Origin of the sequence: Pelagibacterium mangrovi (assembly GCF_036662815.1) — a bacterium.
GTDB lineage: Bacteria > Pseudomonadota > Alphaproteobacteria > Rhizobiales > Devosiaceae > Pelagibacterium > Pelagibacterium mangrovi.
The window spans coordinates 46890-62352 of sequence record NZ_JBAFXA010000011.1 but is presented as its reverse complement, the minus strand read 5'-3'; the positions used below and the strand labels follow the sequence as shown (position 1 = coordinate 62352).

Here is a 15463-nt window from a genome sequence, read left to right as displayed (position 1 = left end):
GGGAAGACAATCGATGTCCTCTAGCGACCGGGATGAGGGCGCAAAGCCGACGCTTCTTAGGTACATGACACTGCTGTAGTTTCTGCCGGTTATACGCAAACTCCCACTACAATTTTGGCCGCCGTTTCGCTCCTCGATGAGCCACCCGCTCCTCTACCAAATCCACCATCCGGGGTGTCGGCTTGATGGATTTGTCGATCTTCCAGGCGGACCGACGCGGCGCATAATACTTTCTGGCGGTGTCGATGGAATTGTGGCCGGCAAAGGCCGCGACCTCTTCCGCCGAGCCGGTCGCTTTGATATTGGCAATCGCCTGGTGCCGTGTGGTGTACAGGGAGAACGGCTCCACCCCGATATGGCGGCAGACCCGCCGCAGCCGGCCACCGAGCCGATCGATCAGGGCATGCAGTTCGTTTTCGGCAGCGGCATTGATGTCTTCGATAAGTTGCACCAAGCTTTCGACTTGGCCGCTTGAGGCATCATCAAGTTCAAACTCGCGGAATTCGGCAAGCGCACGCCCATTGGTGGCCTTGGCAGACCTGACCACGAGCATGGATTCTGTCAGGGTGGCGCCGTGATACTCGCACGGCCGCAGTCCCAAACCCATATTGCTGACCAGCAGCCGGAGCAGCAATTTGTCTTCACCGCGGTTGCGCTTGGCCAAAGCCCGGCACACCGCGACAAAGTCCTTTTGGCTAACCGATTTCCGTTTTTTCCCCGAGGTCCGCTTTTCGGCGTCACGCGGACGCGGAACCGGTCGCGTCGCCAACCGCTCTCGGCATGCAGCGGCTTCTTGATCATTGAGTTCGCCGGTTTCTTCCGCGGTATCAACCGCCCAGGCCAGCGCCGCTGCATATTGGCGAAGGGTCGCGTCCTTGAACTCTTCGTGCATCAAGGCGAAGCAATCGATGGTGTCGAAGAGGCCGATATCGTATCCGAGCTCGCTTTTGGCGCGCCTGCTGAGCATCGCGACTCGCTTGCCATAAAGCACCTCCGTCGATGCTTCCCGCGTGACCTCCCGAGCTAGTGCGTCCATCCGAACTGCCATGTTTTTTTCCCCGTTACTCGACGCTTTTCACCCGCTTTTGCGGCAACGTCCTCACCATGGAACGGAGGCTGGCAAGAAAGAACTCGGTCGCCTCAGGCGCACGCCAAATTAATGGGCAACGCCAACATAGCCTCGGGGTAACACTTTTCTCGAGGCGGGCCGTGCTGCGCGAAAAGTGTTACCCTGAAGCGGAATTTGCGTTTCCTGACCGAAGGGAGATACTGCCCCGGCATCGCCACACCAGCCGGATGCCATGCCGTTGCCTGTCCGGCTACTACCTTTTCAACCAGTCCGCAAACGAGGCTACCGGCCCGAGCGACACTTTGATCTTGTCGATTTCCGCCACCTCGTCCGCGGTAATATCCTCGTTGAGGTAGCCGCGGTGCACTTCGGAGGTTTTCGCTTCGGTGTCTTCGTCGTGACCGACCCATTTCAGGATAGTGTATGGGCTGATCCTGGCGTCATGCGACGCCTGGATGAAGAAGCCGCGGAACGAATGGAACGTGAGTTTGCGCGCACGATGGGGCGGCACCTTCCAGTTGAGCCGATGTGCGTTGAAGAAGTCCGCCTCGAAATGGATTTCGGGTCGACCGTCCTTTCCGCCCTTGATGTGCTGGGTCCAATCGGGAAACGGCCGCTCGCAACCCAGACTTTGCTGATGGCTCCAGAAGTCTAGGAAACCAAGATCGATCAATTGCTGATGGATAGGAACACGCCGGATGGCGTTTCCGGTCTTGTATCCCTCCTCACCGTCGACAGACCCGTCATCATCCAGTTCGAGAACCAGTGTTGGCCGACCGAACCATGGTTGCAGCTGTTCGAAACGCAGCAGCCCTATCTCGGTCACCCGCATACCTGAATGCATCGACACCAGCGGCGACCAGTAGATGTGGTCATCGGCAAAAATGCTTGTGCCCGGCGAATACCGATGGCGCCGGTTGGCGCACCCCAGATAGACCGGGCATGAGGTGATGGCGGTAATTTCCTCAGAGGAGAACGGAACCCGGCTCTTGCCCTTCGAAGCGCGCTTTTTTTCCGAGATCACCAGAGGGGGCGCCTGCCAGGCGAAAAGACGGCGGGTGTTGCCATGGCGGACCAGACGCGTGATCGCCCCAAGGTAATTGGAATTGAGCGTCGCCACCGACAGCCGCCGATAATCGTTGCCTTCTTCCTGCTTCTGCCGCGTGAAGGCAACGATATTGTCGGGACTGACTTGACCACGCATGTATGGGATTTCTTGAACGAACTCGTAGAGCTGGTCCCAAAGCGACAAGGGAATGTCCATGACCGCCAGGGTTTTTACGTCAGGACATAGATCTTCGAACAGCCTGACCGCGCGCGTGATGTTGGCACGGTTGTCCGACCCGGTCGCTTTGCCGGTGCGGTTGAAATAGTCATTCATCAGACTGCGCAGTGTGTGAACCTGTGTCGCATCATTGGCGGACGACGCCATTCGTGCCGAAGGTGAGCCTGATGGTGCGATTGAGCGCATCACCGATGTTTCGCCCGCCAGGTGCAGCGACGAAGCCGAAATCTCTGGACCTGCAGTGGGCTGCGCTTTCGGAGCCCCAAGAGCATCCAGAACCGCATCAAACCCGGAAAGATCGAACTTCCGGGCCTTGGCTTGGGATTGTCTCTTTCATCGGGCGGGCGGCACTCATAATCGGCTTCACCCTGGACGGTCGTGTGATTGAACAACACCAGTTCCCGATAGATCGCGTCCAGATGCTCACCCAGCCCAAGATCTTTGCGGGCCTCGCGGATGATCTTGGCCCCGACATTGCCAAGAGCCCGGCGGCGCGCCAGATCGGCCCCGGTCATGGCCTCGGGCAGCAGCAGTTGCTCATCCACCAGTCGCCGCGTCAGGTGTTTGAGCGCATCCTCCGGCTCCATGCGCAACAACTCTTCGAACACCACCAAGGCCTCCAGACCCCATTTGAGCGCCAGCGCCCGGTCCTTGGTCCGGAGCGAGAAGCGCACAACCTCGCCCTCCATCCGCCCTTTCCAGGCTTGGGGGATTCGCTTGCGCACATAATAGACCGCACCGACCTTTTCGACATAGGCACACTTGGCGGCCATGGTGTTCTCCGACTCGAGCCAAAAACGGACCGGAGTCGGAACGACACATGCATCAGGCATGTGTATAAGTCCCGAAGATTCTCCGGGAGCCTAAGCCATTGAAAACACTGGATATCAGAGGAATGGCGGAGAGGAAGGGATTCGAACCCTCGAGACAGTTACCCGCCTACGCCCTTAGCAGGGGCGCGCCTTCGACCACTCGGCCACCTCTCCGAGGCGGGTGGTAGCCCGGAATGAAACGGGAGTGCAAGGGCTTTTTGGTCTTGAGGCGGAAAATGCCGGGGATGACCGCGCGCGAGTTGCTTGAGGGAACCCTGGATGGGGCTGGGCCGTTCTGAAGGCACAGTCAAAAAAGGAGAAATACGATGAACCGCGATCAGATGGAAGGCAACTGGAAGCAGTTTACCGGCAAGGTCAAGGAACAGTGGGGCAAGCTCACCGATGACGATCTCGACGTGATCGGCGGTAAGCGCGAGCAGCTCGAAGGCAAGATCCAGGAGCGCTACGGCAAGTCCAAGGACGAAGCCCGCAAGGACGTCGATACGTGGTTTGAGCGCAACGGTTGGTAAGCGGCCTGCGCCAGATGAACAAAGGGCCCGCGATGCGGGCCCTTTTTCGTTGTCAGCGGGAGCGCTGGTTGAAGAGAACGCCCTGGGCGTTCTTGTCGCCGGCCAAATCCATCTGCTGATCCTCCGGGAGCTTCAGTGCCAGGCCGCGTTCGACCGCGGGGCGAGCCTTGAGCCGTTCCTGCCAGGCCGCGACATTGGGGAATTCAGCAAGGTTCATACCCTGCTTTTCCCAGCCAAGAGACCAGCTCAACGCGGCCATGTCGGCGATGGAATACTCACCGGCGATATAATCCTGGCCTTCGAGCTGCTTGTTCAGAACGCCATAGAGACGGTGGGTTTCGTTAACGTAGCGGTCGATGGCGTATTGGATTTTTTCCGGCGCGTACTGCTTGAAGTGATGGTTCTGGCCGAGCATCGGGCCAAAGCCGCCCATCTGCCAGAACAGCCACTCATCCACCTTCACGCGGGCGCGCGGGTCGGTGGGATAGAATTTGCCGAATTTTTCGGCGAGATATTTCAGGATGGCGCCGGATTCGAAAACCGAAATCGGCTGGCCGTCAGGCCCTTCGGGATCGACGATTGCCGGAATCTTGTTGTTGGGGGAGACGGCGAGAAATTCAGGTTTGAACTGGTCGCCCTTGCCGATGTGGATGGGATGCATCGTATAGGGCACGCCAAGCTCTTCGAGGATGATCGAGATCTTGTGGCCGTTGGGCGTGGGAAAATAATATAGGTCTATCGGCTTGGTCTGTTCGGTCATGATGACTCCTGAAAATCTGATGGGGCGACTTCATCGTAAAATGACGATGAATGCAACCCCGAACGGGAAAGGCCGATGCACCTTTCGACGCACCGGCCTGTTGTTCAGCCTCGGGAGGTAATCACCATGTGGGGTTCGCCGTCGCTGGTGCGGGTGGGCGAGATGCCCTCGCGGGTGACGGTGGTCTGAACCCGCTGGCGGAAGGCCGAGAAGCTGTCGAATGAGACCACATCCACGGGTTCGTCGAACTGGACGGTCAAACGGAACATATCCCCTGCCCCCATGGCGGCGACGCCGATGACGGTGCCGGTGAAGGGCTGTTTCAGATAGGTTCCGCTGATCCGCTGGCTCACGCCAAAGGCCGGCGCGCGGGTCACGGGCAGCACGGCAGAGGCGGTGTTCCAGTCACGGAATCCATGAAAACGTGAAACCATTTCAAGGGCTTGGGCGTGAGAAATGGTTTGGCCGGCTTCGAGCTGGGTCGCGCGATATTCGCGGGCCTCGTTCTTGAGGTCGGTCGTGGTCAGATGGGATGCAGGTTTGCGCATCGTCATATCTCCACGGCGGATTTCGTCTTGGGTGTCCGCATTGCCAAGCACCGCCAAAGAGTTGGGACGATGTTTTGCAGTATCACGCGGGCCAAAATCGGCATGGCGTGGAAGACTTCACCGTAAGACATTTGCCTCGCGGACGGCTGGCTCTTCAACCGAAACGGGAGATAGGAGCGCGCACGGGCTTTGTCAACAGCATGTCCACCATGCGGAAAATTCATGGTGTTGAATTGAGTATTGAGGCCAGAGTTGGCTAGATGTTGATTTCCAACGTTTGCCGGAATCATTTTCGTGACATTTCTGCTGCTTTTCGCCGCCGGTCTCATCGGCGGGATGATCAATTCGCTCGCCGGTGGCGGCTCGTTCGTGATCTTTCCGGCGCTGCTGTTCGCCGGCGTGCCGCCGGTGCTCGCCAATGCGTCGAATACGTATGCGTGCCTGCCCGGCTATGTGAGCGGAGCGGTGGGATACTGGAAGCACATCGCGCCCTATCGGAACCGGATGGTGCTCTATTGCGTGATCGGGCTGGTGGGCGGGTATCTTGGCGCCGAGGCGCTGATGCGGATTTCCGACGAGCAGTTCTCGGTGTTCATTCCCTGGCTGATGGCGTTCGCTGTGGCGATCTACATGTTCGGGCAGCGCATCAACCGCTTTCTCGCATCGCGCTCGAGCGGGAGCCGGCATGCGGCGCGGGCGGGGGCTATCGGGTTGTCCGCGCTGCTGCTGGCCGTCAGCATCTATGGCGGGTTCTTCAACGCCGGGCTCGGCATCGTACTGCTGGCCTGGCTGGCGCTTGCCGGGTTCGAGGACGTTCATGCAATGAACGGGCTCAAGCTGCTGCTGTCGGCGGTGATCTCGGTGGTGGCGGTGGTGCGGTTCGCGGCGACAGGATCGATCGCATGGGCCGAGGGGTCGGTTGCCCTGGTGGGTGCGGTGTTGGGCGGCTTTGCTGCCGCCTATTTCTCGCATCTGGTGCCGGCCAAGGCGATCAGGGGGTTCGTGATCGTCTATGGGATCGGGCTGACGCTGTATTTTTTCTGGACCACCTATTCCTGAGGCGCGAGCAGCCGCTCGTCGAGGACTTCGGTCGCGCATTGGTTGGCGAGGTCGGTGAGCATGGCATCCTGTTCGGTTGTGCGCTCGGGCGCTTCGAGCATGGCCCACAGGCTATCGCTTTCGATGCGGTCGAGCGTGCAGGCGCAATAGGCGGTGCAATAGCTTTGGTCGGGCGCGGACTGGCCGCAGGTGGCCTCGCAGCTTGCCAGGAAATTGTTGGCGCGGTTGGCTTCGCTCACGCCCGTGAGGGACGAGATGCCCATCAAGACGCCGATCATGATCGGTTGATGGAGGACGTAGATCACCAAGCTCCAGCGGCCCATTTTGGCGAGGAATTTCGCGGGTGAAGAGCTTCCCTTGATTTGGGCCACACGGGTGGCGAAACCGCTGGAGAGCGCCCAGCGGGCGACGGCGATGCCGGCCAGCGCCACGCCGAACCAGGGGAAGATGGGCACGAGGTCTTCTGTGGGTGGCGGGACGTCCCAGAGGCCGATCCACGACCAGAGCTTTTCGCCGAACAGCGGGTGCTGGATGAACAGCGGCAGCGCGATGATGACGACCGCCAGCACGACGACCGCCACCAGCGGCACGCGCAGGAAGGCAAGGCCCAAAAGGCTGAACAGCGCTATGGCGTGGAGGACGCCGAAATAGACGAAGGTTTCGGCGTAGAAGGCATAGGTGCCGATGGTGACCAGCAATGCGGCGCCGAAAATGATGGCGAAGCGGCGCCAGAAGGGGCGCCAGCGGATGCCGGCGCCGTGGCCGAGCACCAGCGAAACCCCGGTCAGGAAGATGAAGGTGCCGACTATCGATTTCTGGAAGGCAACCCAAGGGAACGACCGGGTGGGATCGAAATCGATGAAGCCGAGGAAGGCCAGATCCCAGGTGAAGTGATAGACGATCATCGCGATGATCGCGACGCCTCGGGCGATGTCGACGGCGGCGATGCGCGGGCGGGCGGCGGGGGCGATATCGGTCATGCGGCGGAAGCCCTGACCCAGACGGCGGCATCGTGGAAGGCCGCGCCGCCGAACGGTTTGACCGGATCGGAGCCGATCAGCGTGTTGATCCCCCTGCCCTTGCGGTGCGCCTTGTTGGGATGCAGGCCCTCGGCGACGACGACGCCTTGTTGCAGGCCGTCGAAAATCCGCAGGGTCAATTCGACGGAGCCGCGATGGTTGCCGATGGCGACGGGGGCACCGTTATCGAGCCCGAGGCGGGCGGCATCCTCGGGATGCATGAGGAGCGAGGGTGCCCCTTCGCGCTTCTGGCTGCCGGGGGTTTCGTTGAAGGTCGAGTTGAGGAAGGTGCGGGCCGGCGATGTGGTGAGCCGAAACGGCACGGCCTCCGATGTCGGTTCGTTCCAATCCATATAGTCCACCAGCTTTGGCATATCATCGGGGTTGCAAACCCATTCGACGCCGCGCTTGATCCGCGTGGCCTCCCAATCGGGTTTGAAGCGGAATTTGCCGTCCGGCCAGGCGAAGCCCGCCGCGTAGCGCGCCCGGTCGTCGGGCAAGGCGCGATCCACGAAGCCGGATTTCTCGATCTCTTCGAGATCGCCATAGCCCGATTTCGCGAAGGTTTCGGCGACCATTTCGCGGTCGGTCCTGTCGGCGACGGCGGCCGTGGCGCCGACGCGCTTGGCGATCTCGTTGATGACGAAGTGATTGGGCATAGCCTCGCCGGGCGCATCGATGAGCTTGGGGCCGTAGAGCACGCGGGTGTGGCCGCCGCGCGTGTAATAATCATTGTGCTCCACGAAGGTGGTGGCCGGCAGGACGATATCGGCCATCTGGGCCGTCTCGGTCATGAATTGCTCGTGGACGACGGTGAACAGGTCCTCACGCTCGAACCCCTGACGGGTGAGGGTGTGATCGGGGGTGACCACCATGGGATTGGTGTTCTGGATCAGCAGCGCCTTGACGGGGCCGCCGCCCTTGAGGGCGTCGGCATCGCCGGTGAGGATGGGGCCGATGCGGCACATATCGAGCTCGCGCACATCGGGCTTTTTGAGCGAGGCGCCGGTGATCTGGGATTTGTCGAGCGCCCAGGTGCCGGAATTGGAATGGAAGGCGCCACCGCCGCGATGTTTCCATGCGCCCAGCATGGTGGGGATGCAAAGCGCGGCGTGCATGTTGGTGGCGCCATTGCGCTGACGCGCGAAGCCATAGCCCAGGCGGAAATAGGCGCGGGGATTTTCGCCCAGCAGACGGGCGAAGGCTTCGATTTGCTCCACCGTCAGGCCGGTGATGGAGGCGGCCCATTGCGGGGTTTTATCCGCAAGATGTGATTCAAGTTCGGCGTCGAAATCCGTGTGGCTCAAGAGGAATTCACGATCCGCCAGGCCATCGCGCAGCAGCACGTGCATGACGGCGAGGGCCAGCGCACCGTCGGAGCCGGGACGGATAAGGAGCGGCATGTCGGCCTGCTCCATGGTCGCCGTGCGGTAGATATCGACGACCACGAGTTTGGCGCCCCGCTCTCGGCGGGCGCGGATGGCGTGCGTCATGACGTTGATCTGGGTGTTGACCGGATTGGTGCCCCAGATGACGACGCAATCGCTTTCGGCCATTTGCTCGGGATTGGGGCCGGCGAGCAGGCCCGTACCGGCGATATAGCCGGTCCATGAAATCATGACGCAGATGGTATCGTACTGGCCGGCATAGCCCTTGGCGTGGCGCAGGCGATTGATGCCGTCGCGCTGCACATGGCCCATGGTGCCGGCATAGTAATAGGGCCAGATGGAATCGGCGCCGAACCGGGCTTCGATATCGAGGAAGCGCCAGCCGATTTCGTCCAGCGCCTCGTTCCACGAGATGCGTTCGAATTGTCCCGAGCCCTTGGGGCCGGTGCGGCGCATGGGATAGAGCAGCCGATCGGGGTGGTGGGTTCGCTCGGCGTAGCGGGCAACCTTCTCGCAGATTACGCCGGCTGTGTAGGGATCGTCCTTGGCGCCGCGTACACGACCGATCGCCCCCGTATCGAGCACTTCGACGTCGAGCGCGCAGGTGGACGGGCAGTCGTGAGGGCAGACGGTGCGGGCGGTGCGGACGACGAGTGGCTTGTTCATTCAGGTGAGGTTCATGCTGATTGAGGCCCATACTAGGGTGTTCGGGCAGTTGTGTCAGCCTCTTGCAACACTTGCGCGCGCAGGTGTGGAAGGCATGGAACTTCCACATTGGAGCCGCATTGTCGCCCAGGGTGTGGGGGCCTAATCGCCGCATCAATAAGGAGAATTCTTATGCCAGCAAAGCTATTTGCCTTTTCCGCTCTTGCCGCAGCGCTTGCCGTGAGTGGTTGCTCAAGCACCGGTGGAGGTGGCGGGGGAGGAGGACAATCGATACCTCAGCCCAGCGGTCCGAGCCTGGGATACAATGCTGTCGTCATTTCCGGAACCGGTGGCGGAACGCGGGAGACCGGACGCATTACCGGTGACAGCCAGGATGCGGTGGTCCAAGTGGCCGGCGATACATACCGTTTCGGCAACGGAAGTCGCGGTGCGAGCTATGCGGGCATTGATTCCTATTCGTACGGCACATCCAGCAACGGGGCAGCTCTTTATCTCGGGGAATATACAGCCGCAGCAATCCTGGCGGACGAAGCCCGCTACAATCAGGCTGCGGGATTGTTTCAGGGCGAACGGACACCCACCAGTGCCATTCCCAACCAGCAGGCGCAGTATGACGGCTTCTGGAACATCGCAGCCAATAACGGAGGCGGAGCTAACGGACGTTTCGCGGCCGATTTCGATTTCAGCACCAATACATATGCGATGGGTCTAGTCGACGCGAATGGCACCCGTGCAGGTCAAGGTTCTGGTAACGTCAACCGAAGCAATAATACCTTCGAAGGCGATCTGGAAACCACGGGCTCTTTTGTATCAACGAACGATGTTTATGGCGCGTTTTTCGGCCCTGACTACAACGAAGTCGGCGGAAACATTGCCGGCAACAGCACTTCCGGTGGGGAAACCACAGGGGTGTTTGTCGGAGCTCGTTAGTGGTTTTCGGCCCGCTTCTTATTGCGGGACGATAGCGATTTAGCTCGGTTCCGGAGACACACTCCGGAACCGGCTTTGGATCAGGGGCTGGGTTTGGCCAATTTTATCAAACGGCGTTTTTGGGGATTGGCGCTTGGCATGCTGGCGGTTCTGCCGGCACAGGCGCAGGAAATATCCCTGCCCTCACTCGACCGGGCGCTGAGTGCGGGCGATTGGGTGCAGGCCGACGCTATCGCCGCGCAACTCGATGCACAGGTGGGGCAAGGCGATATCATGGCGGCCTATGCCGCTTCGGTCAGGCATGCCGAGAGCGGGCAATGTGCGGATGCCGTGATCCTCGCCGATCTGGTTATCGAGGCCATTCCCTTTTTCGTGCCGCCTTATCTCGTCGCCTATCGCTGCCACAGCCAACTGGGGCGATACGATGTTGCGGCGGCGCGGCTCAATTCGCTGCAGGCGATTTTGCCGGAGGGGCCCGAGCGCGATCTGGTGGCGCAATTGCTGCAGAACGAGCAATCGCGCGGACGGCCGGTCTTCGGCGGCTATTTTACCGCCGCGCCTTCGACCAACGTCAATCGGGCAACCTCCGAACGCACTATCGACGGCGGCATCTGGGGGCCGGGCACGATACCCGACGATGCGCGGGAGCAGCGCGGTGTGCTGTTCGAGTTCGGTGGATCGGTGGCGGTTGAACTGGCTCGGACCGAGGCGCTTACCGTTTCGGGGGTGCTGCGTTCGGACGTGCGGTTTACGACAGCCGACGAGCGGTTCGAGCCGAGCTTTACCGTGGAGGTGCCCGTTTCGTTCAGCGTGACCGATACCGCGCGGGCGGTGGTCGCGCCCTATGTGACGCTGGCGCTCGATGAGGATCGGCTATCGCGGATCGAGACGGGCGCTCGGGGCACATTCACCCTGCCGATCACGGCGCAGCAGCGGTTGGCCGTCAATCTCAAGCTGGCGGCGATCGAACGTCCGCATTTTCCCGAGCGCAGCGGGTTTCTGGCCGATGGGGCCGTGGCGCTTTCCAATTCGCTGTCGCCGAACATGAACCTCACGACGACGGCGCGCGCCATTTACAACCATACCGACGATGAGAGCTTTCGGACGCTTGAGGCAAAGCTGACGGCGCGGCTCGATACGCTGTTCGAGGGGGGATTGCTGCTGGGGCTGGAAGGGACCGTGGGGCAGCGCTGGCATTGGCGCCCTGCCCCGTTCCAGATCGAAACCGATCAGGTGGATCGGTTCGTCACCGGGCGCGTGGACGCGAGCCATCGCGACATTACGTTCGGGCCGCTGATGCCCTCGGTCTATTACGAATACACCAAGAGCTGGTCGGACAATGTGTTCTACGATTACGAAAGCCACGATATCGGGCTTTCGCTGAGGGCCAGCTTTTAGAAAAACACCCCCGGATAAGTCCGGGGGTGTTGGCTTTTCGTTATTCCGCAGCTTGCGGCTCGGGTTCCACTTCGACCCGCTGGGGGTGGCGGTCGGAAAGCGGGATTTCGATGAGGAACCAGCCCACGACGAACGCGACGACGGCGGCGATGGCGGCGATCCAGTAGATCGGGTGCATTGCCGAGACATACGCCTCCAGCATCGCCGCCTGTTCGGGAGCCGGCATGGTGGCGAGCACATCGGCGTTGAAGCCCGCCGTGCCCTCGGGATGGCCGATGGCGGTTGCCTCATAGGCGAGCCGGTTGGCGAAGATCGCGCCGAGGACGGCCACGCCGAGCGAGCCGCCGATCTGGCGGAACATCTGCGCGCTGGCGGTCGCGACGCCCATCACCGTGTGGGGCACCGCGTTCTGGATGGCGGCGACGCCAACGCTCATGACCGGGCCGAGGCCGAGGCCGACCATCAGCATATAGAGGACGATCAGTGCGAAGGGCGTATCGGTGCCCAGCGTGCCGAGCAGCAGCGCGCCCACGGCGAGCAGGGCGGTCGAGAAAATCGGCAGCATCTTGTAGCGGCCGGTTCGCGACATGAAGATGCCCGAAAGCGTCGACGAGCCGATCAGGCCGATCATCATGGGCAGCAGCGCCATGCCGGCTTCGGTGGGGGCGAAGCCCTGCACGATGAGCAGGTAGGAGGGCATGTAGGTGATGGTGCCGAACATGACCGTGCCGATGATGAAGCCCACGGCGTTCGAGACGAGGAACGCGTTGTTGCGGAACAGGAACAGCGGCAGGATCGGTTCTTCCGCCTTGCGTTCGACCATGATGAAGGCGATGAGCGCGAGGATGCCGATGACAGGGAGGATGAGGGCCTGGGGCGCCAGCCAGGGCAGCACCGTTCCGCCGATGCTGGTGTAGATCACCAGCGCGGACAGCGAGGTGGCCAGCAGGATTGCGCCGGCGTAGTCGATCTTGCGCTTGATGCCCTTGGTTTGGGTCTGGAACGCGATGGCGATGACGACGAAGGCCGCAATTCCGATCGGGACGTTGACCAAAAACAGCCAGCGCCAGGACAGCGCCTCGACGATAACGCCGCCGATCAGCGGGCCGATAACCGTGGAAAGGCCGAAGGCGGCGCCGATGAAGCCCTGCGCCTTGCCTCTTTCGCGCGCCGGCAGGACATCGCCCACCGCGGCCATGGCGGTGACGATGAGCCCGCCGCCGCCCAGACCCTGCAGGAAGCGGCAAACGACCAGCATGGTCAGATCGACCGACAGTGCGGCGATGACCGAGCCCAAGAGGAAAATGCCGATGCCCACCTGGAGCATCAGCTTGCGGCCATACATGTCGCCAAGCTTGCCGAAAACCGGCGCGGCGACAGTGGCGGCCAGAAGATAGGCCGTGATGGCCCAGGAAATGTGTTCGATCCCACCCAGTTCGCCCACGATGATCGGCAGCGCGGTCGTGATGATCGTCTGGCCCAGCGAGGCAACGAGCAGGGTCGCGATCACCGCGCCGATCACCAACTTGACGTTGGTCGGCTTCTCCTCCGGCGCGGCTGGAATGGATTGCGACATTTTAAACTCCGATAACAAGGTGCTTGATATATCTGCTTACGGCATTTACATGTCAATAGCATGCAATTGCATAAGGCATGCATTTAAGGAGCATCATCCATGTCAACGCGACAGGAAGCGATACGCGAGGTTCTCGCCGGACGCAGCAAGGACCCCGACCTTGCCGAAGCGCTATTGCGGATCGACACCGTGTCCCAAAACTGGCGGCGGCAGATGCATAAGCGCGAACTCGGCCATCGGGCGTTGCGCGCACTGGAGCTTGATATCGACCTTGCTCATGTCGATGTGCTTTTCGCCGTCGCCTCGTCTTCGGAAACCAACGACGAAAACGAGACTATGGTTTCAACGGTCGCTGAGCGGTTGATGATCGATCCATCGCGGGCCAGCCGGCTCGTCGCGGAAATGGTCAACGAAGGTTATGCCCGAAGGGCCGTGTCGCAGCGCGACGCGCGCCGAACGATTCTGGAGCTGACGCCGGCCGGACAGGCCATCGTCGATGCTGTTCACAAATTCAAATGGCTGTTGCTCGGCGAATTCTTCAGCGGATGGTCCAAGGACGATATCGCGGTGTTCGTGCCCCTGCTCGAACGTTATTCGAACTGGATGCGCTCGAGCGAGAAGGTCGAGGAGAAATTCCCCGATGAGATTGCGCAATTTTCCCAGGCTATTGCGACGGCCAAAAAGGAACTGGCTTCAAGCAGCAAGAGTGGCTGAACTCAGCTGGGCCTTGGCATAGGAGAGGAAAAGTTCGAGGACGGGATTTTCAGCTCCCGCCGCGCGCTTGATACCGATCTCTGAATTGCCGAGCGGATAGCGTGCATCCATTTCATCGAGAATCCGCAAGCCGGGACTGATGAACCAGGCCGGCGCTACGGCTACGCCGAGACCGTCCCGGACCGTGAGCGTGATCAGTGCCGCGTTGGAGGTGGTGACCACCAGACGCGAATTGCGGCCATCGCGGATCAACGCCGCCGAGGCCATTTCGCGCCAGGAACAGCCCGAAGACCACGCGCAGAACGGCAGCGGATCTTCGAAATGGGGCGAGGTCCCTTCCCCACCGAACCAATGCAGCCGATCCGAACGCAGGACTTCGATATCGGTATCTCCGGCCCGGCACGAGAGGATTGCCGCGTCGAGTTCGTCGTCGGACAGAAGGCTGAGGAGATAGCCGGTATTTCCCGTCGCCACTTCCACCTGCACGGAAGGATGGGCGAGATTGAAGGCGCGCAGAATTGCGGGGAGGAATGCCTGCGCATATTCATCGATGGCGCCCAGACGAACGCGTCCGCTGATTTCGGGCGGACGGAAGGAGCGCAGCGCCTCGTCATTAAGCCGCACCATGGAGGCGGCATATTCGAGAAGCTTGAGGCCGTCGGCGGTCAGAACGTTTCGCCGCCCCTCTTTTTCGAACAGCGGGACGCCGACGATTTCCTCAAGCCGCTTCATCTGGGCCGAGACGGTGGACTGGGTCTTGTTCACCTTCTCGCCTGCCGCGCCGAAACTGCCGGTTTCGGAAATGGCGAGGAAGGTGCGCAGGAAATCGGGATCGAGCGAAAACATGAGTTTTGGCCTTAGATCGATTATCTCGATCTTTATAGCCAAAAACATTCGTTAGATCAATATAACCAATAGGCGCAGGATGGCTTCGTCAACAAAGAGGACGGAACCATGCATCTCTTGTTCGAATGCGAAGACCTCGCCGCGCAAGCCGGTCGCCGGACCACAATCTGGGGCTATTTCGCGATGGTCGCAACCGGATGGTGGGGGGCGCAACGCGCGAACGTGGCCAAGCGGAAATCGCTGATCCGGCTCGCGGATATGGAAGAATGGCAATTGCGCGATATCGGCTTGACGAGAGCCGATGTGGAGCATGCGCTCAGGCGCAATGGGCTCGGTCGCGATCTTGTGGAACAGACGCAACCGCATTGAAAAAAGGCCGCCTCCAAGGAGCGGCCTTTTCTTTAATTTCGGGAACCAGGCATTAATGCCTTACCCAACGATTTCGTCGTCCGTGAAGAAGAACTTGATTTCTTCGGCAGCGGTTTCCGGGGCGTCCGAACCGTGGACCGAATTTTCGCCGACCGAGACGGCGAATTCCTTGCGGATGGTGCCTGCGTCGGCGTTTTCGGGATTGGTGGCGCCCATCACTTCGCGGTTCTTGGCGATGGCGTTTTCACCTTCGAGGACCTGGACGACGACCGGGCCGGAGGTCATGGAGTCGACGAGTTCGCCAAAGAAGGGGCGTTCCTTGTGGACCGCGTAGAAGCCTTCGGCCTGTTCGCGGGTCATGCGGATACGCTTGGAGGCGACAACGCGAAGACCGGCGTCCTCGAACTTGGTGATGATCTTGCCGGTCAGGTTGCGAGCCGTCGCGTCCGGCTTGATGATCGAGAAAGTGCGCTGGATGGCCATTTGGTCTGGTC

Annotated in this window: 16 protein-coding genes and 1 tRNA gene; 6 read left to right on the top strand and 11 right to left on the bottom strand. The window is 60.9% G+C overall.

The window, feature by feature from the left end:
* Window positions 1-106 precede the first annotated feature (106 nt).
* The 4 genes from V4T21_RS17885 to V4T21_RS17870 all read right to left on the bottom strand — a co-directional run bounded on the left by V4T21_RS17885 (window position 107) and on the right by V4T21_RS17870 (window position 3340).
* A complete protein-coding gene (locus tag V4T21_RS17885) occupies window positions 107-1048 on the bottom strand; it encodes a hypothetical protein (RefSeq protein ID WP_332719424.1) in 942 nt (313 codons plus the stop codon).
* Between the two features lie 274 nt (window positions 1049-1322).
* A complete protein-coding gene (locus V4T21_RS17880; protein WP_332719421.1) occupies window positions 1323-2450 on the bottom strand; it encodes a site-specific integrase in 1128 nt (375 codons plus the stop codon).
* A gap of 89 nt (window positions 2451-2539) precedes the next feature.
* Window positions 2540-3127 (bottom strand): DUF6538 domain-containing protein, encoded by a 588-nt coding sequence (locus tag V4T21_RS17875; RefSeq protein WP_332719418.1) that lies wholly within the window; start codon window positions 3125-3127, stop codon window positions 2540-2542.
* 123 nt (window positions 3128-3250) lie between these two features.
* Window positions 3251-3340 (bottom strand) — tRNA-Ser (locus V4T21_RS17870).
* A 152-nt stretch (window positions 3341-3492) separates the two neighbouring features.
* On the opposite strand from V4T21_RS17870, the gene V4T21_RS17865 reads away from it, so the two are divergent.
* Window positions 3493-3696 carry a CsbD family protein gene (locus tag V4T21_RS17865; RefSeq protein WP_332719415.1) on the top strand — a complete coding sequence of 68 codons (204 nt, stop codon included), beginning with the start codon at window positions 3493-3495 and terminating at the stop codon, window positions 3694-3696.
* Between the two features lie 52 nt (window positions 3697-3748).
* Here the strand turns inward: V4T21_RS17865 and V4T21_RS17860 are convergent, their stop codons facing one another.
* Window positions 3749-4456, bottom strand: coding sequence for a glutathione S-transferase N-terminal domain-containing protein (locus V4T21_RS17860; RefSeq protein WP_332719413.1), 708 nt, complete (start codon window positions 4454-4456; stop codon window positions 3749-3751).
* Window positions 4457-4560: 104 nt separating this feature from the next.
* Window positions 4561-5004, bottom strand: coding sequence for a glyoxalase superfamily protein (locus tag V4T21_RS17855; protein ID WP_332719411.1), 444 nt, complete (start codon window positions 5002-5004; stop codon window positions 4561-4563).
* A 294-nt stretch (window positions 5005-5298) separates the two neighbouring features.
* Between V4T21_RS17855 and V4T21_RS17850 the strand changes: the two genes are divergently transcribed.
* On the top strand, window positions 5299-6063 hold the full coding sequence (locus V4T21_RS17850; RefSeq protein WP_332719409.1) for a sulfite exporter TauE/SafE family protein: 765 nt from the start codon (window positions 5299-5301) through the stop codon (window positions 6061-6063).
* Here V4T21_RS17850 and V4T21_RS17845 read toward each other — a convergent pair.
* Window positions 6054-7043, bottom strand: coding sequence for an acetyltransferase domain-containing protein (locus V4T21_RS17845; protein ID WP_332719407.1), 990 nt, complete (start codon window positions 7041-7043; stop codon window positions 6054-6056). The genes V4T21_RS17850 and V4T21_RS17845 overlap by 10 nt on opposite strands.
* Window positions 7040-9136: a molybdopterin-containing oxidoreductase family protein gene (locus V4T21_RS17840; protein ID WP_332719405.1), complete on the bottom strand. Its 2097-nt coding sequence runs from the start codon at window positions 9134-9136 to the stop codon at window positions 7040-7042. Before V4T21_RS17840 ends, V4T21_RS17845 begins: the two co-directional genes overlap by 4 nt.
* A 171-nt stretch (window positions 9137-9307) precedes the next feature.
* Here V4T21_RS17840 and V4T21_RS17835 point away from each other — a divergent pair, with 171 nt between their 5' ends.
* Window positions 9308-10066 (top strand): hypothetical protein, encoded by a 759-nt coding sequence (locus V4T21_RS17835; RefSeq protein ID WP_332719403.1) that lies wholly within the window; start codon window positions 9308-9310, stop codon window positions 10064-10066.
* Window positions 10067-10204: 138 nt separating this feature from the next.
* Window positions 10205-11464 (top strand): surface lipoprotein assembly modifier, encoded by a 1260-nt coding sequence (locus V4T21_RS17830; RefSeq protein WP_332719401.1) that lies wholly within the window; start codon window positions 10205-10207, stop codon window positions 11462-11464.
* 40 nt (window positions 11465-11504) lie between these two features.
* Here V4T21_RS17830 and V4T21_RS17825 read toward each other — a convergent pair whose 3' ends face one another.
* On the bottom strand, window positions 11505-13040 hold the full coding sequence (locus V4T21_RS17825) for an MDR family MFS transporter (RefSeq protein WP_332719399.1): 1536 nt from the start codon (window positions 13038-13040) through the stop codon (window positions 11505-11507).
* Window positions 13041-13139: 99 nt separating this feature from the next.
* Between V4T21_RS17825 and V4T21_RS17820 the strand changes: the two genes are divergently transcribed.
* Window positions 13140-13754, top strand: a complete 615-nt coding sequence (locus V4T21_RS17820; RefSeq protein ID WP_332719397.1) for a MarR family winged helix-turn-helix transcriptional regulator — start codon at window positions 13140-13142, stop codon at window positions 13752-13754.
* Here V4T21_RS17820 and V4T21_RS17815 read toward each other — a convergent pair.
* Window positions 13734-14600, bottom strand: coding sequence for a LysR substrate-binding domain-containing protein (locus V4T21_RS17815; RefSeq protein ID WP_332719395.1), 867 nt, complete (start codon window positions 14598-14600; stop codon window positions 13734-13736). The two genes, V4T21_RS17820 and V4T21_RS17815, sit on opposite strands and share 21 nt — an antisense overlap.
* A gap of 108 nt (window positions 14601-14708) precedes the next feature.
* Here V4T21_RS17815 and V4T21_RS19230 point away from each other — a divergent pair, with 108 nt between their 5' ends.
* Entirely contained in the window at window positions 14709-14969 is a 261-nt protein-coding gene (locus V4T21_RS19230) for a YjiS-like domain-containing protein (protein ID WP_440589675.1), read from the top strand.
* Window positions 14970-15029: 60 nt separating this feature from the next.
* Here V4T21_RS19230 and ndk read toward each other — a convergent pair whose 3' ends face one another.
* On the bottom strand, window positions 15030-15452 hold the full coding sequence (gene ndk, locus V4T21_RS17805) for a nucleoside-diphosphate kinase (RefSeq protein ID WP_332719389.1): 423 nt from the start codon (window positions 15450-15452) through the stop codon (window positions 15030-15032).
* Window positions 15453-15463 lie beyond the last annotated feature (11 nt).

Coding starts and splice junctions, on each gene's coding strand:
- V4T21_RS17885 (WP_332719424.1), bottom strand. CDS start 1,048: ATGGCAGTTCGGATGGACGCACTAGCTCGGGAGGTCACGCGGGAAGCA.
- V4T21_RS17880 (WP_332719421.1), bottom strand. CDS start 2,450: ATGAATGACTATTTCAACCGCACCGGCAAAGCGACCGGGTCGGACAAC.
- V4T21_RS17875 (WP_332719418.1), bottom strand. CDS start 3,127: ATGGCCGCCAAGTGTGCCTATGTCGAAAAGGTCGGTGCGGTCTATTAT.
- V4T21_RS17865 (WP_332719415.1), top strand. CDS start 3,493: ATGAACCGCGATCAGATGGAAGGCAACTGGAAGCAGTTTACCGGCAAG.
- V4T21_RS17860 (WP_332719413.1), bottom strand. CDS start 4,456: ATGACCGAACAGACCAAGCCGATAGACCTATATTATTTTCCCACGCCC.
- V4T21_RS17855 (WP_332719411.1), bottom strand. CDS start 5,004: ATGCGCAAACCTGCATCCCATCTGACCACGACCGACCTCAAGAACGAG.
- V4T21_RS17845 (WP_332719407.1), bottom strand. CDS start 7,043: ATGACCGATATCGCCCCCGCCGCCCGCCCGCGCATCGCCGCCGTCGAC.
- V4T21_RS17840 (WP_332719405.1), bottom strand. CDS start 9,136: ATGAACAAGCCACTCGTCGTCCGCACCGCCCGCACCGTCTGCCCTCAC.
- V4T21_RS17835 (WP_332719403.1), top strand. CDS start 9,308: ATGCCAGCAAAGCTATTTGCCTTTTCCGCTCTTGCCGCAGCGCTTGCC.
- V4T21_RS17830 (WP_332719401.1), top strand. CDS start 10,205: ATGCTGGCGGTTCTGCCGGCACAGGCGCAGGAAATATCCCTGCCCTCA.
- V4T21_RS17825 (WP_332719399.1), bottom strand. CDS start 13,040: ATGTCGCAATCCATTCCAGCCGCGCCGGAGGAGAAGCCGACCAACGTC.
- V4T21_RS17820 (WP_332719397.1), top strand. CDS start 13,140: ATGTCAACGCGACAGGAAGCGATACGCGAGGTTCTCGCCGGACGCAGC.
- V4T21_RS17815 (WP_332719395.1), bottom strand. CDS start 14,600: ATGTTTTCGCTCGATCCCGATTTCCTGCGCACCTTCCTCGCCATTTCC.
- V4T21_RS19230 (WP_440589675.1), top strand. CDS start 14,709: ATGCATCTCTTGTTCGAATGCGAAGACCTCGCCGCGCAAGCCGGTCGC.
- ndk (WP_332719389.1), bottom strand. CDS start 15,452: ATGGCCATCCAGCGCACTTTCTCGATCATCAAGCCGGACGCGACGGCT.